The sequence below is a fragment of the Flavobacterium swingsii genome (genome assembly GCF_900111965.1).
Classification (GTDB): domain Bacteria; phylum Bacteroidota; class Bacteroidia; order Flavobacteriales; family Flavobacteriaceae; genus Flavobacterium; species Flavobacterium swingsii.
Genome location: NZ_FOJT01000005.1, coordinates 164,635 through 180,335, shown reverse-complemented (window position 1 = coordinate 180,335; position 15,701 = coordinate 164,635). Strand labels below are relative to the sequence as shown.

General features: G+C 33.0%; 17 protein-coding genes. 9 read left to right on the top strand and 8 right to left on the bottom strand.

Annotated features, from left to right (window positions below):
* Positions 1–95 precede the first annotated feature (95 nt).
* Positions 96–1,334, top strand: a complete 1,239-nt coding sequence (locus tag BM053_RS10010; RefSeq protein ID WP_091477004.1) for an ABC transporter permease — start codon at positions 96–98, stop codon at positions 1,332–1,334.
* Positions 1,335–1,473: 139 nt separating this feature from the next.
* Here the strand turns inward: BM053_RS10010 and prmC are convergent, their stop codons facing one another.
* Together prmC and BM053_RS10000 are read right to left on the bottom strand one after the other, a co-directional pair.
* On the bottom strand, positions 1,474–2,331 hold the full coding sequence (prmC, locus tag BM053_RS10005; protein ID WP_091477253.1) for a peptide chain release factor N(5)-glutamine methyltransferase: 858 nt from the start codon (positions 2,329–2,331) through the stop codon (positions 1,474–1,476).
* A gap of 14 nt (positions 2,332–2,345) precedes the next feature.
* Complete coding sequence (locus BM053_RS10000) at positions 2,346–2,840, bottom strand: GNAT family N-acetyltransferase (protein WP_091477002.1); 495 nt, start codon at positions 2,838–2,840, stop codon at positions 2,346–2,348.
* 55 nt (positions 2,841–2,895) lie between these two features.
* Here BM053_RS10000 and ribD point away from each other — a divergent pair, with 55 nt between their 5' ends.
* From ribD to BM053_RS09985, 3 genes are read left to right on the top strand one after another with little or no spacing between them, the layout of a single operon-like run.
* Positions 2,896–3,903 carry a bifunctional diaminohydroxyphosphoribosylaminopyrimidine deaminase/5-amino-6-(5-phosphoribosylamino)uracil reductase RibD gene (gene ribD, locus BM053_RS09995; RefSeq protein WP_091477000.1) on the top strand — a complete coding sequence of 336 codons (1,008 nt, stop codon included), beginning with the start codon at positions 2,896–2,898 and terminating at the stop codon, positions 3,901–3,903.
* Positions 3,896–4,507 (top strand): HAD family hydrolase, encoded by a 612-nt coding sequence (locus BM053_RS09990; protein ID WP_091476998.1) that lies wholly within the window; start codon positions 3,896–3,898, stop codon positions 4,505–4,507. Before ribD ends, BM053_RS09990 begins: the two co-directional genes overlap by 8 nt.
* A gap of 9 nt (positions 4,508–4,516) precedes the next feature.
* Complete coding sequence (locus BM053_RS09985; protein ID WP_091476996.1) at positions 4,517–5,125, top strand: IMPACT family protein; 609 nt, start codon at positions 4,517–4,519, stop codon at positions 5,123–5,125.
* 5 nt (positions 5,126–5,130) lie between these two features.
* Here the strand turns inward: BM053_RS09985 and BM053_RS09980 are convergent, their stop codons facing one another.
* Positions 5,131–5,532 (bottom strand): acyl-CoA thioesterase, encoded by a 402-nt coding sequence (locus BM053_RS09980; protein WP_091476994.1) that lies wholly within the window; start codon positions 5,530–5,532, stop codon positions 5,131–5,133.
* A gap of 197 nt (positions 5,533–5,729) precedes the next feature.
* Here BM053_RS09980 and dnaA point away from each other — a divergent pair, with 197 nt between their 5' ends.
* From dnaA to BM053_RS09965, 3 genes are read left to right on the top strand one after another with little or no spacing between them, the layout of a single operon-like run.
* A complete protein-coding gene (dnaA, locus tag BM053_RS09975) occupies positions 5,730–7,157 on the top strand; it encodes a chromosomal replication initiator protein DnaA (protein ID WP_167357338.1) in 1,428 nt (475 codons plus the stop codon).
* A 3-nt stretch (positions 7,158–7,160) separates the two neighbouring features.
* Positions 7,161–7,619 carry a low molecular weight protein-tyrosine-phosphatase gene (locus BM053_RS09970; protein WP_167357337.1) on the top strand — a complete coding sequence of 153 codons (459 nt, stop codon included), beginning with the start codon at positions 7,161–7,163 and terminating at the stop codon, positions 7,617–7,619.
* A 6-nt stretch (positions 7,620–7,625) separates the two neighbouring features.
* The gene (locus tag BM053_RS09965) at positions 7,626–8,342 is read left to right on the top strand and encodes an SAM-dependent methyltransferase (protein ID WP_091476990.1); all 717 of its coding nucleotides are present in this window, start codon (positions 7,626–7,628) and stop codon (positions 8,340–8,342) included.
* Here BM053_RS09965 and BM053_RS09960 read toward each other — a convergent pair.
* From BM053_RS09960 to dapF, 5 genes are all read right to left on the bottom strand, one after another.
* A complete protein-coding gene (locus tag BM053_RS09960; protein WP_091476989.1) occupies positions 8,339–8,980 on the bottom strand; it encodes a peptidoglycan-binding protein LysM in 642 nt (213 codons plus the stop codon). The two genes, BM053_RS09965 and BM053_RS09960, sit on opposite strands and share 4 nt — an antisense overlap.
* A gap of 108 nt (positions 8,981–9,088) precedes the next feature.
* Positions 9,089–10,003 (bottom strand): DUF2279 domain-containing protein, encoded by a 915-nt coding sequence (locus BM053_RS09955; RefSeq protein ID WP_091476987.1) that lies wholly within the window; start codon positions 10,001–10,003, stop codon positions 9,089–9,091.
* A gap of 2 nt (positions 10,004–10,005) precedes the next feature.
* Complete coding sequence (mltG, locus tag BM053_RS09950) at positions 10,006–11,037, bottom strand: endolytic transglycosylase MltG (RefSeq protein WP_091476985.1); 1,032 nt, start codon at positions 11,035–11,037, stop codon at positions 10,006–10,008.
* Positions 11,038–11,048: 11 nt separating this feature from the next.
* A complete protein-coding gene (locus tag BM053_RS09945; protein ID WP_091476983.1) occupies positions 11,049–11,582 on the bottom strand; it encodes a GNAT family N-acetyltransferase in 534 nt (177 codons plus the stop codon).
* Positions 11,583–11,588: 6 nt separating this feature from the next.
* Complete coding sequence (dapF, locus tag BM053_RS09940) at positions 11,589–12,368, bottom strand: diaminopimelate epimerase (RefSeq protein ID WP_091476982.1); 780 nt, start codon at positions 12,366–12,368, stop codon at positions 11,589–11,591.
* A 264-nt stretch (positions 12,369–12,632) separates the two neighbouring features.
* On the opposite strand from dapF, the gene BM053_RS09935 reads away from it, so the two are divergent.
* Positions 12,633–14,021, top strand: a complete 1,389-nt coding sequence (locus BM053_RS09935; RefSeq protein ID WP_091476980.1) for a Do family serine endopeptidase — start codon at positions 12,633–12,635, stop codon at positions 14,019–14,021.
* Between the two features lie 144 nt (positions 14,022–14,165).
* Entirely contained in the window at positions 14,166–15,614 is a 1,449-nt protein-coding gene (locus BM053_RS09930; RefSeq protein WP_091476979.1) for a glyceraldehyde-3-phosphate dehydrogenase, read from the top strand.
* The last annotated feature ends 87 nt before the right edge of the window (positions 15,615–15,701 follow it).

The following is a 15,701-nucleotide window of genomic DNA, read 5'->3' as shown; positions in this document are numbered from 1 at the left end:
AAATTGAACCGCAAATATCTTGTTTTTTGGCCTATTTATAAAATTTTAAATAGAAACTTGTAACAAAATCTGTAATTTCGTGTCAAATAAGTACTATGCTAGGATTATTTAGAGAAAATGTAAAAATTGCGCTGGGTTCTATAAGAACGCAATTGCTTCGTACCATCTTAACGGTGCTTATTATTGCTATTGGAATTACGGCTTTGGTAGCGATTCTGACGCTGGTTTCTGCTTTTGAAAACACATTATCTAAAGATTTTGCTTCGATGGGTTCTAATACTTTTTTTATAAATCAGTATGAAAATTCAACCCGAAGAAATGGTGGCGAAAGAGAAAAAATAAATCCTACCATTACTTATACCGATGCCAAAGCATTTAAAGAAATTTTTAATTATCCGTTTACCCATACTTCTGTTTCATTTACAGCGACTTCGACAGCCGAAGTAAAATTTGAAACTGAGAAAACCGATCCTGAAGCTTCTGTTCTCGGTGTCGATGAATATTTTATGCCAAATTCTGGACTAAAAATCGTAAAAGGTCGAAATTTCACCCGTTTTGATATCGAAAACAATTCGTATGTCTGTGTTTTAGGTTCTGATTTTGAAAAAAAATTATTGAAAGATATCAATCCGATTGATAAGACGATTTCTATTCGTGGCGCAAAATTTAAAGTTATTGGTATTTTAGAAGAAAAAGGCTCCACTTTTGGCAATAGTCAAGATATGCGGGTTATGATTCCTATACAAGTGGCGCGAACTTTGTTTACCGCTCCCAACATAAATTATACGACCAGCGTGATGGTCGAAAAAAAGGAATTATTAAGCAATGCAGTTGATAATGCAATGATTGCCATGCGAAAAGTAAGAAAATTGAGTCCTATTGAAGATGCTAATTTTTCGGTTTCTCGCAGTGATGATTTGATAAATAAAATACTTGGTATCACGCAATATTTAGGTTTATCAGCATGGTTTATTGGGATTATTACCATTTTTGGTTCTTCGATTGCGCTCATGAATATAATGCTGGTTTCGGTAACCGAAAGGACACGTGAAATTGGTGTTAGAAAAGCATTGGGAGCTAAAAAAAGTACAATTGCGATCCAGTTTTTTATGGAAACTTTAGTAATTGGTCAATTGGGTGGCTTGTTGGGAATTATTTTAGGAATTCTAATAGGTTATGGGATTGCAGTTTTAATCGAATTTGAGTTTGTAATTCCTTGGCTAGCCATTATTGCGGCATTTGTTGTAAGCTTTATTGTGGCTATAGTTTCGGGGTCTTATCCCGCTGTAAAAGCCGCAAAACTAGATCCTATTGAAGCATTGCGTTACGAGTAGATTTTGATTTTTTAAATTGCTAAAACACGTAGTTTGTCATTCTGAGGAACGAAGAATCCCACATAATGAGTTAATGAGATTCTTAGTTCCTCAGAATGACAATTGTACTTATAATTTATTATAGATTTTGCTTTGGACTTTATGACTTTAAGACACATCGAATCATTCGGTCATTTCCGTAAATATCTTTTTTAAGTTCGATGTTTTCAAAATTATATTTTTCTAACAATTCGACCATTTCTTTACCCAAATATTGATTGATTTCGAAATACAATTGTCCGTTTTTTGAAAGATTTTTCGTGGCTAATTCTGTTATTTTTCGATAAAAAAGTAACGCATCATTATCTTCGACAAAAAGTGCCAAATGCGGTTCGTACTCCAACACATTTTTATGAATTTCTTGTTTTTCTAAATTCCGAACATACGGCGGATTGGAAACTATAATGTCAAATTGTTGGTTTAAATCTTCTGTTTCGAGAATATTTTTTTCAATAAAAGTAACTTTTACCTCGTTTAATTCTGCATTTTTTTTGGCTGTTACCAAAGCTTTTTCTGAAACATCAATCGCAAAAACTGAAGCATTTGGAAGATTTTTTGCCAACGTAATCGCAATGCAACCAGAACCTGTTCCTATATCTAAAATCTTTAAATCTTTAAATTTTTTAATCTTTAAATCTTCGATAATCCATTCGACCAATTCTTCCGTTTCTGGACGAGGAATTAGCGTATTTTCATTAACATAAAAAGGCAAGCCAAAAAACTCGGTTTCACCTAATATATATTGTATCGGTTTTTGTTCTTTAAGTTGCGACAAAACGGTTTCCCATTGCAATAACTGAATCGTATCTAACTCTAAATTGGGATTCAGAACCAAATCGACACGTTTTAGCTCATGAAAAGCTTCTAAAATGATATAAAAAAAACTTTCAATTTCTTTTTCATCAAAAATTGAAGTTAGCTCTTCTGTAAATTGTGTTCTGTAGTTTTTTATTAGCATTTTTTGAATTATCATTATTCATTAGCATTTGTCAACTGTTTTATCATCCAAACCGGACAAGAAGTGTGGCCCGTATTTCCCATAGGCTCGCAAAGATATTCGAAACCAACTTTTTTGTACAGTTTTTGCGCAGCTTCCATATACGGCATGGTTTCTAAATAGCATTTTTCGTAGCCAAAATCTTTAGCAACTTCAAGACATTTTTCCATTAATTGAGAACCAACTCCCAATCCTCGAGCTTCTGGCAAGAAATACATTTTTTGTAGTTCGCAAATGCTTTCTGCTTCGTTTTCTAATGGCGCAATTCCAGCTCCACCAATGACAATTTCGTTGTTTTCGACAATAAAATATTTTGCTTTCGGATTTTGATACGTTTCAAACATAAAATCCAATTGCGGATCAGCATAAGCAGTTCCTACTTTTGGCGCGCCCAATTCCATTAAAACATCACGAACGATTTTTGCAATTGCTTGATTGTCTTTTTGTTGAATCTCTCTAATAATTATCATAAAACTAAACTCTTAAACTTCTAAACTTCTAAACTAAAAGTTTTATTTTTGTGATGTGAAGATACATGAATTTTACATAAAACGTTGCATCGAATTAGCCAAAAATGGTTTACCATCGGCAATGCCAAATCCTTCGGTTGGTGCTGTAATTGTTTTTGAAAATAAAATTATTGGAGAAGGTTACACGGCTGCTTATGGCGGAAATCATGCCGAAGTAAATGCTATTTTATCTGTAAAAAACAAAGAATTATTAGCAAAATCGACGATTTATGTCAGTTTAGAACCTTGTAGTCATTTTGGAAAAACACCTCCTTGTTGTGATTTGATTATCAAAAATAAAATCCCAAATGTGGTTATCGGAACGGTAGATTCTAACAGTAAAGTATCAGGACAAGGAATAAAAAAACTGATAGAGGCTGGTGCCAATGTAACTGTAGGAATTCTTGAAGCGGAATGTCGAGAATCCAACAAACGTTTTTTTACTTTTCACGAAAAAAAACGCCCTTATATTATACTAAAATGGGCAGAAACTGAAGACGGATTTATTGCTCCACCATCAAAAAACGAACAAAAACCAGTTTGGATTACCAATATTCATTCCCGACAATTAGCACACAAATGGCGAAGTGAAGAAGCAGCAATACTTGTGGGAACCCAAACAGTTATTGATGACAACCCGAAATTAGATGTTCGTGATTGGACTGGAAAAAATCCGATACGAATAGTTTTAGATAAAAATAATAGAATTTCAAAAGAAAGTTATATATTTGATATTAGTCAAAAAACGTTTGTAATTTCTGACAAGACAATTGATTATTCTGAAAATGTAGCTTTGCAGATTGCGACGTTTTTATTTGATAATAATTTACAGTCCGTAATTATAGAAGGTGGAAAACAAACCTTGCAAACTTTTATAGATGCAAATTTGTGGGACGAAGCAAGAATTTTTAGAGGAAAAGAGATGTTTTCTGGTGGTACAAAAGCCCCCGTAATTACTGGAAAAATAGTGGCGAAAAGCAAAATAGACAATGACGAACTATTAATCTATTTAAACTATGATTAACACTATTATTTTCGATTTTGGCGATGTATTTATCAATCTTGATAGAGATGCTTCGCTTAATGCATTAAAAAAATTAGGTTTACATTCTTGGAACGATGAGCTCGAAAATTTAAATCAAGAGTTCGAACGAGGAAAACTAACAGAAGTTCAGTTTATTATTGGGCTAAAAAAATTAATTCCAAACGCTTCTATCGATGATTTAAGAGATGCTTGGAATGCTGTGCTTTTAGATTTCCCTCTGAAAAGATTAGAGTTTTTGCAAGGATTATCAATGATGAATTATAAGTTATTTTTACTAAGTAATACTGACGAGATTCATATCCAAAAATTCGAGCACATGCTTGGCGCAACGTTTATAAGAGAGTTTTACCAATGTTTCGAAAAAGTGTATTTTTCTTTCGAAATTGGAGTACGAAAACCAGATCCTCAAGCTTTCGATTATATTATCAAAAAACATGCTTTGTCAACAAAACACACATTGTTCATTGATGATAAAAAAGAAAATACAGATATTGCTGCCTCTTTAGGCATGCAAGTTTGGAATATTGTTCCAGGAGAAGAAGACATTACCCAACTTTTCGATAAGAAATTTATTCTTAAATAGTTTTTTTTTTTGGAAATTCAAGACACTTATTTTACTATTAATCAACCATCAACTGAAGTTTTATTTAAAGAAAAAAACAGCAAGTTTTTTGGCTATGCATTTCCAATAAATTCTGAAGAAGAAGTAAAAACACACATCGAAAGTCTTAAAAAACAACATTTTTCGGCTCGACATTGGTGTTATGCTTATCAGATTGGCACCGATAAAATTCAATATCGCGCTAATGATGATGGCGAACCCAATAATAGTGCAGGAATGCCAATTTACGGACAAATTCAATCTTTCAATGTTACTAACATCTTGGTGGTTGTAGTTCGGTATTTTGGTGGTGTAAAATTAGGCGTTGGCGGACTTATAACGGCCTACAAAACTGCCGCACAAATGGCGCTCGAAGAATCTGAGATTATCGAAAAAACTATTGATATTCATTTTTTAGTTCATTTCGATTATAAGAATATGAATAAAGTGATGCGAGTTATCAAAGAAAAAAATATTACAATCGTTGCCCAAAAAATGGAAGAATCTTGCGAAATAGAAATTTCTACCCGAAAAAAAAATGCCAAAAGTATATTTGACATTTTCGATGGGATTTTTGAGGTTGGTATAAAAGAAGTTTAGTTAATTTAAATCTCCTTCAATTTCTCATTTACATAATCTGGAGGTAAAGTTGGCCGTCCTGTTTTCATGTCTACAAATACCAAAACTGAGTTACCAGTTGTTAACAACTCATCCTTCTCATTATAAATTTCATAATCAAATTCTATCTTAACAGAAGTCTGACTTTTAAAGATTGTTTTTACCGTTAGTTCATCATCGTAACGTGCTGGTTTTTTGTAATTCATGGTTAGCGAAACCACTGGGAGCATAATTCCATTTTCTTCCATCCATTTATAAGAAATCCCTAGGTTTCTAAGCCATTCCACGCGTCCCATTTCGAAATATTGCGCATAATTTCCGTGATATACTACACCCATTTGGTCAGTTTCGGCATAACGAACACGGACTTTAAATTGATATTCTTTCATCTTTTTATTTAATATTTTTAATAATTGTTTAACGTTTAGAAAATACTCTTACGACATTTTTTTTATAAAATCAATAGCACAAAAATTTTTTTTTAACGATTTTATGAATCATATTTGCTATCCCGAATTAATCAAAAAAACTACTTGTTTTTTTTGTAAAAATAACCTTATAATTTTAAAGCGTAAGCATGCAAACTATGAATAAAACTGCTGAATCAGTCTGGGACAACTGTCTATCTTTTATCAAAGATAACATTCAGGAGCAAGCCTATAAAACATGGTTTGAACCTATTAAATCTGTCGAATTAACTGATAACGCGTTATATATTCAAGTACCTAGTAAATTCTTTTACGAATGGCTAGAAGAACATTACGTAAAATTACTTAAAGTAGCACTTACTAAAGAGCTTGGCAAAAATGCAAAGTTACTTTATAAAATTAAAATGGAAAACACTTATGGTAACAAACTTCCATTTACGGAACAATTACCAAGTGCACACCGTTCTCCTGTAAGAACACAAGAAATTGATGTTCCAGTGCAACAAAAAAATCCAGAATTAAGAAATCCTTTTATTATTCCCGGAATTCGCAATCTAAAAATCGAATCACAACTAAATGCAAATTATAGTTTCGATAACTTTTTAGAAGGTGATTCTAATAGGTTGGCTCGCTCTGCAGGAATGGCTGTTGCCAACAAACCTGGTGGAACGTCATTTAACCCATTACTTATTTTTGGTGGTGTAGGTTTAGGAAAAACGCATTTGGCTCACGCCATTGGTGTCGAGATAAAAGACAAATATCCAGATAAAACCGTGTTGTATATTTCTGCCGAAATATTTACACAACAATATATAGACTCTGTTAAGAAAAATACAAGAAACGACTTTATACATTTTTATCAACTCATTGATGTTTTAATTATTGATGATGTGCAATTTCTTTCTGGGAAAACAGGAACACAAGATGTGTTTTTTCACATTTTCAACTATTTGCATCAAAACGGGAAACAAGTAATTCTTACTTCAGACAAAGCACCTGTTGACATGCAAGATATCGAACAACGTTTGTTATCTCGTTTCAAATGGGGATTGTCAGCAGAAATACACCAACCAGATTACGAAACAAGAATATCTATCTTAAAGAATATTTTGTATCGTGATGGTGTCGAAATTCCTGAAGAAATCATCGAATATGTAGCACGCAACATAAAAAGTAATGTTCGTGAGCTTGAAGGCGCTATAATTTCACTTATTGCACAATCTTCTTTCAACAAAAAAGAAGTAACTTTAGAATTAGCCAAACAAGTAGTCGAGAAATTTGTTAAGAATGTAAAACGTGAAGTATCTATAGATTATATTCAGAAAGTAGTTTCCGATTATTTTCAATTAGATTTAGAAATTTTGCAATCTAAAACAAGAAAACGTCACGTGGTACAAGCAAGACAATTGGCTATGTTTTTTGCAAAAAGATATACCAAAGCTTCTTTAGCCAATATTGGTTCTCAAATTGGAGACCGTGATCACGCTACGGTTTTACATGCTTGCAAAACAGTTGACAATTTAGTTTCTACCGACAAACAATTCAAAAAATTTGTTGACGATATCAACAAAAAATTATCGCTTTAAGACATGACTACAAAGGTATTGATGGTTTGTTTGGGAAACATTTGTCGTTCTCCACTTGCCGAAGGTATTTTACGATCTAAACTTTCATCAGATTTTATTGTAGATTCTGCTGGAACTGGACATTGGCATATAGGAAATCCGCCCGATGCAAGATCTATAAAAATTGCAAAGGAAAAAGGGATTGATATTTCGAACTTAAAAGGTCGTCAATTCTCGAAACAAGATTTTTCAGATTTTGATTACATTTATGTAATGGATAATCAGAATTATAAAGATGTAATTGCACTTGCTTCTCATGAAAATGAAAAAGAAAAAGTGCAACTCATTCTTAATGAATTATTTCCTGATGAAAATGTAGATGTTCCGGATCCTTATTACGGTTTACAAGATGGTTTTGCAAGAGTTTATGATATGCTCGATGAAGCTTGCGATGTAATTAAGGAAAGACTTTTAAAAAAATAAACCAAGATGAATATTTTAGGAAAATTATATCTTATTCCAACCACTCTTGGCGAAATGAATGCTGATGATGTGTTGCCGCAAACCATCAAAAGAGCTATCGATTTTATAGATTATTATATTGTCGAGAACGAAAAAACAGCAAGAAAATCTATAAAAATTGTTCATGCTGAGAAAAAACAATCAGAACTAAAACTTTTTTTATTAAATAAACATACTGACGCTAAAGAGCATTTAGATTTTATAAAACCATTACTAGAAGGTCATAATGTAGGTTTAATGAGCGAAGCTGGTTGCCCTGGAGTTGCTGACCCAGGTGCAGTTATTGTAAAAATTGCTCACGAAAAAGGAATACAAGTCGTTCCGTTAGTTGGCCCATCATCTATCCTGTTAGCTCTTATGGCATCCGGTATGAATGGTCAGAGTTTTACCTTTAATGGTTATTTACCTATTGATAAATCTGAAAAAAAACACGCAATAAAAGGTTTAGAAAAATTGTCTTTCGATAAAAATCAGTCGCAATTATTTATCGAAACACCTTACCGAAACAACAAATTATTAGAAGATATTTTGCAAACCTTGCAACCCAATACGCTTTTGTGCATAGCTTGTGATATTACTTTACCAACAGAATATATCAAAACGATGACCGTGAATTTATGGAAAAAACAAAAGGTCGATTTGCACAACCGACCTTGTATTTTTATTATTCACAAAACATATTAATAATGCCTGGCTTTAGCTTTTTCACTGGCATCTATACAACTGGTGTCGTAACCCGCAAAATCTTTCATGTATTCTGAGATTGAAGTGCCATAATTATCTTTGCATTTTCTGCGTCCGTTAGTTTTTAAGAACCTTTTTACCGATCCTGGTCCGCCAAGATGAGCTGCAGCTAAAATTCCGGATTCCGTAATTTCTATTCCGTTTATTATTTTTCCCGAATATTTGGTAATTTCTTCGCGAAGTTCCCATTTATTTCTAGATAAATTGGCTAAAAAGGCTTTCTCTTGCAATTTTCGACTTCTTAGGAAAGAAATTGTATCTCTAATTCCTAAAATTCGTAAAGTTTCTGAACCAAACTGATATTTCCCTAAATATCCAAGCGTATTTACTTTATGATACTTTCCTTGAGATTCACGAACAGCCAAAGACTGTCTAAATCCTATAAAAGTTTTTCCGGTAAATGGGATATTAAAAAAGGTTTGGTTAAGTTCTGTTTCGGTAGGTACGGTATAAAACATTTCTTCTTTTTCAAAGATATGAAACCAAGGAAAAAGTTCAGAATAAAATGGTTTAAAACCAGAACTTAAAATTGTAATTGAGGCAAATATTCCGATGTAAAATATTTGTTTTTTTGTCATAAATTGTTTTTCTTTCTAACTAGGTAAAACCATCAAAATTAGAAAATTTCTACAGAACAAATTTACAACCGAAAGCTAAAGTACTGAAATATAATATGTTAAATTTTGTTAAAAATATAAACAATGAAAGTTAACAACTCCGTTAGATGTTAATTCGACACTTGGTGCGGGGATTTTTATAATATTGAAAATCGAGAAAACAGTCTTCAAAAAATGCGACTTTGTGTTAATTTTTGTTAAATCTACATCTAAACTGAGGTAAAACTGGCGGTATCTTTTGTCTTCAAAACTACTATTTATGTCAGAAATCCCTTTATTTCCAGAAATCATTCCTTCGGCTCCGTAACCAACAGCAACATTTACCCATTTTGGTATTTTAGAAGTTGGAAAAAACGAATGCACATTGGCAGACAACCAATATGTTTGCCCATTATAATCTTTTAAGATTTGTTCATTGAATGATTTTCCGAGTGCTTCTGGTCGGATTGAAGCGTATGAAGTGGTGTGAAAAGAAAACTTAGGTACAATTCGTTGCTCTTTCCATAATAATTCTTGCGAAACATATAAAGTTGTACCTGCAGCATTTGCAATAATATCTCCGGAAGAAGCACCCCATTTTTGGGAATATCCGTCAAGAACTTCGACAGCTGTTAGAAATACAAAACCCAACGTTGATCCATAAAGCAATTGTTGCTTTTTTGTAGCACCGCTCCATTGCAATAAATTTGCACCAGTGTTTCCTATATGATAAGCAGAATAAATGTGTCCCAACTTATCCATTTGGAGCCATTCTTTATTGTCATTTATAAAATGAAATTTAGATTTCGGATAGTCTTTATACCATAATTCGTTCAAGCCAATTAAAGCGCCAGAAATAGCAACAGCTTCAGTAATTACAACTGTATTTCTTCTTGGAATGATTAAAGAATCGGCAGGTTTTAAGAAATCATCAATGCTGTTTTGAGCAAAAATTGGAATTGAAAAGAAGAATAAACTTAAATATATGTAGTAATATAATTTCAAAATTATTTTTCGATACCTAACTTAGTAACCCATTCTGCGTATTTTTTTGCATAAACTTGGTGTTCTTCATACGTTTTTGCAAAATCATGGTAACCAAAACGTTCTACACTTGCGCAGAAGAATATATAATCGTGTTTTTCGGCATTTAACACTGCGTCGATAGCTGAAATATCTGGCATAGCGATTGGTCCGGGAGGCAATCCAGTATGAACATAAGTATTATACGGAGAGGAAGAATGTAACATGTTGCCACGAACTCTTTTTATCACTTGGTCGAAATCGCCAGATTCTTTTTTGACTGCAAAAATTACCGTTGGATCTGCTTGTAATGGTGTTTCTAGTTTTAATCGGTTTAGGTAAACTCCAGCAACACGAGGACGTTCGTCGATTTTTACTGTTTCTTTATGCACGATTGATGCTAATGTAGTAACTTCTTGAGAAGTCATTCCTAGTACTTTGGCTTTTGCTAATCTGTCGTTATTCCAAAAAATGGTATATTCTTTTGCCATTTTTTCACGGAATTTTTCTGCCGAAATATTCCATTTTACTTCATAAGTATTTGGAATAAACATACCTAGAATCGTTTCGTTATTGAAACCATTTTTTTTCATAAAAACAGTGTCACGCAGGCTATTAATCAGTGTCGTACTATCTACTTCCATTTGAGAGGAAACGCGAGAAACTAATTTCTCTAAACTTTCTTGGTTGTTAAAAGCCAATTTTAATGGTTCATTGTGACGAAGTGCCGTTATTAATTGAAAATTATTCATCCCTTTTTTGAACAAGAACCTACCTGGAAAAACATTGTCGTTATAAGAACGTTTTTCGGCAACGAATTTAAATGTATTAATATTTTTTACATTCGGTTCGATAATTTTAAGCACATCTTCGTAAGTTGAGCCAGTTGGGATAAAAACGTAAAGTTCATTTTTGTCGAACTTTGTATTGTTTGAAAATATATTGATATAACCATAAATAGCTACCGAAGCTACTAAGATTAATGAAACTATAATGGCAATTTTCTTTTTATTCAAAACGTTATTTTTTAAATTTTTGTGTTTATCAATTGAAACAATTCTTCATCAAAGTATTTTCCTTCGTGAAAAGTCCAATCTTTTTTGCTTCCAATTTTTTGAAAACCAAAAGTAGTAAAAAGCTTTAAACTAACTTCATTATTACTTCCAATATTTGCATACAATTGATGCAGATTTAACTTCATAAATGCATAATTTACTAAAAGAGACAAAGCTTCTTTTCCTATACCTTGGTTTCTGTTTTCTGTGTTTTCGATAACAATTCCTATTCCTGCACGATTATTTTTGGGATCAAAATCGAATAAATCTATTAATCCTAAAGGTTTTGATGCATTATTTTTACAAATAGCCAATCGCAATTGCTTGGCTTCATAGATATCCTGATGGGCATTTTCGAGATATTGTTTGATTAAAAATCGAGAATAAGGCGTTTGTGTATTACTAACTTCCCAAATAGTTTCGTTGTTTTCTACACCAAAGATGAAGTCTAAATCTTCTGGTTCTAATGCTCGTAAATAAATATTATTTCCTTTTAAAGTTATCAAAATAGGTTAATTAAATTCGTAATTCACTTCAAAAACAAATTCTGCTGGTCCTTTTAGGAAAACATTTGTAAAAATACCGTTTTCTTCATCGAACGAAACTTCGAGTTTTCCGCCTTGTACGTTTATAATAATGTTGTTCGAATTTGTTTTCCCTATAGCTTTCACAGCAATTGCGGTTGCCGTTGCTCCTGTTCCGCAAGAAAGTGTTTCGTCTTCTACACCACGTTCGTAGGTTCTGATTGAAAATTCATTTTCGGAAATTTGATTTACAAAATTGACATTACTTCCTGGTTTACCATACAAATAGCTGTATCTGATTTTTGCTCCTTCTTTTTTTACATCAAAATTAGACAAATCATCTACAAACTGAACGTGATGTGGCGAACCTGTGTTTAAGAAAATATAATTATCGTGAATTTTTACTTCACTTACATTTTTCATTTGTAGTGAAACAATTTCATTTTCATTTATTGTGGCGTGATGCAAACCATCTATTGCTATAAATGTTGCTTCATTATTTATAATATTTAGTTTTTTTGCAAAAGCGACTAAACATCGTCCACCGTTGCCACACATAGAGCTTTGGTTTCCGTCAGAGTTGTAATAAACCATTTTAAAATTGGTGGTTTCATCATTTTCTAACAAAATAAGACCGTCGGCTCCAATACCAAAACGTCTGTCGCAAAGTTTTTCGATAAGTGCTGTATTTTCTTTTGGAAATGCTTGCAAACGGTTGTCTATCATGACAAAATCGTTTCCTGTTCCTTGGTATTTGTAGAGTATCATTTTATTGGTTATTCGGTTGTTAGAAAGACTAATTTGAATTTTAGCCCTGATGGAAGTGGAAATCCTTGCTTTTTTTGGCAAGATTGCAACGTACAGCAGGAACGATGTTCTTAGAAACTATAATGTTGTGCTCCTAAAAACTATTACAAAAGTACAAATATTAATGTTAAGTTAAAAGTTGTTAAACGAGCGTTAAACTGTTTTTCTGATGGCAACAAATTTCTAAATTTACGTTTAGAATTTAAAATCTAAAAATATTTAACTATGAAAAAATTTGCAAGTTTATTTTTTGTGTCTTTGTTAAGCGGAGCTACAACGCTGGGTGCTTACAAATTATTTATGGAAGAGAAAAATTCCTCTAAATTGTCGATTGCGAGTACTAATTATGCCAAAAATGTAGGTTTTACTGCCGAAAATACTGATTTTACGACAGCCGCAGAAAATACCATTCATACGGTGGTTCACGTAAAAAATATGACCGTGTATAATGTGCCGAGCGATCCTATGTTAGAGTTCTTTTATGGTTCTCGTGGCGGTGGAGGTCAGCAAACTCAAGTAGGGACTGGTTCAGGCGTGATTATTAGTGCCGATGGTTATATTGTGACAAACAATCATGTGGTTAAAGGTGCTACGGAACTTGAAATTACGTTAAACAACAATAAAACATACAAAGCAAAATTAGTGGGAACCGATAGTAAAATGGATGTTGCTTTACTAAAAATAGATGCCGACGAGAAATTGCCTTATGCTACTTTTGGTGATTCGGACAATCTAAAAGTGGGTGAATGGGTTTTGGCAGTTGGAAATCCGTATAACTTGACATCGACCGTTACCGCTGGAATTGTTTCGGCAAAAGCCAGAGATTTGTCTGGCGGCGGAATCCAATCGTTTATACAAACCGATGCCGCTGTAAATCCAGGAAATAGTGGTGGTGCTTTAGTGAATACTCGTGGGGAATTGATTGGGATAAACACGATGATTTCTTCTCAAACTGGTTCTTATGTTGGTTATTCGTTTGCTGTTCCGTCTAATTTAACTCGTAAAATTGTTGAAGATTTGATGGAATACGGCAACGTACAACGTGGTATTTTAGGTATTGAAGCTGGTGAACTGAATAGTGCCACCTCGAAAGAATTAGGAATAAAACAAAGTACAGGTGTACTTATAAATAAAGTTTCTAAAAATTCTGGTGCCGAAAAAGCTGGGCTTAAAAAAGGAGACATAATCCAGAAATTAGATGAAAAAAGCATCATGTCATTTTCCGATTTAACTTCTTACATTAATACAAAACGTCCGAATGACGAAATTAAAGTAGGAATTGTTCGTGACGAAAAAAACATAACTATTCCTGTAAAATTGACCAAAAAAGAACTCATCAATTACGATTTGAAAGGTTTAGAATTAGCCGATATTGATAATGGTGATATGAAGAAATTCAATATTAAATATGGTGTTAAAATCGAAAACATTACCAATGATGAACTTGCCGGTTATGCAGAGCAACTAAAAGGCGGTGTCATTTTAAGTATCGATAATGTAAAAGCTACTGATATTGAAACCGTGACTAAAGTTTTATCTAAAAAAGCTGAAAGCCAACGTTCTCAAATTGAGTTAATTACGGTAAATGGCCAGATATTGAGATTCTTATTATAACATAATTTGAGGAAAATTAAACCAACCAGTCTTTTTAGACTGGTTTTTTTTTGATACTAAAAAAACTATAAAAATCCTTTACGAAAACGATTGAAATTGATACTTTTGCATCACAAAAAATAATAATCCTTTTTTACTTAAACAATGAGCAACACAACGGTTTACGAAAAAGAAATCGCTTTTCAAGCAGACAGAAGAAGAGCTGGAGTCGAATTAATAAAAATAATTAGCGATTTGTGGTACGACAAATCTATCGAAATGGTTCTTTTCAGAAACCAACTTATCGACAGAAATGTAAGCGACATCATTAACCTACACGAATATGCAGGAGAGTTTGTAAACAAACCAATCTCAGTATTTGATTCGGTAGAAATTGCCAGAGCTATATTATCGCTAGATTTACCACCATCTAAACTAGATATTGGCAAACTAACTTACGAATTTCATCTTGAAAACAACAAATACAATGATGCAAAATCATTTGTAATTGACAAACTAAAAGATGCTAAAAACACCGAAGACATTCACCCAAAAGATGTTGTTTTATATGGTTTCGGACGTATTGGCCGTTTATTAGCAAGAGAATTAATGTCTAAAATGGGTAAAGGAAACCAATTGCGTTTACGCGCTATTGTAACTCGTGACAAAAACGATGCAACCACTTTAGAAAAAAGAGCTTCATTGTTACGTTACGACTCTATTCACGGAGATTTTCAAGGATCGGTCGTTGCCGATGTGGCAAATAATGCTTTAATTATCAACGGAACAACCGTTCATATCATTACAGCAAATCAGCCAGAAGATATCGATTATACTGCCTATGAAATCCATGACGCTTTAGTTATTGATAACACAGGTGCTTTTACAACTCAAGAAGCATTGGCAAGACACTTAACATCAAAAGGAGTTGATAAAGTATTATTGACAGCGCCAGGAAAAGGTGTTCCAAATATCGTACATGGTGTAAACCAAAACGAGTACAATCCAGATGAAGTAAATATTTTTTCTGCAGCTTCTTGTACAACCAATGCAATTACACCAATTTTGAAAGCGGTTGAAGATACATTAGGTGTTGTAAAAGGACATTTAGAAACGATTCACGCTTATACAAACGACCAGAATTTAGTCGACAATATGCATAAAAAATACCGTCGTGGTCGTGCAGCAGCATTAAATATGGTAATTACCGAAACTGGTGCAGGAAGTGCAGTAGCAAAAGCATTACCAAGTTTAGCTGGAAAATTAACTTCAAATGCAATTCGTGTTCCTGTTCCTAATGGTTCATTAGTAGTTTTAAATCTTGAAGTAGGAAAAGAAACTTCGATTGAAGACGTTAACAATATCATGAAAAAATATGCTTTAGAAGGAGAACTTGTTGAGCAAATTAAATATTCATTAAACAACGAATTGGTATCTTCTGATATCGTAGGAACTTCAGCTCCAGCTATTTTCGATAGTAATGCAACAATTGTTTCTGCCGATGGTAAAAACATTGTATTGTATGTTTGGTATGATAACGAATACGGTTACAGTCACCAAGTAATTCGTTTGGCAAAATATATTGCTAAAGTAAGAAGATATACTTATTACTAGTAACTAGGTCAGATTTCATAAAATAACAAATCCGCTTTGAGAAATCGAAGCGGATTTTTTTTGATATATTTGATATTTGACAAAAGA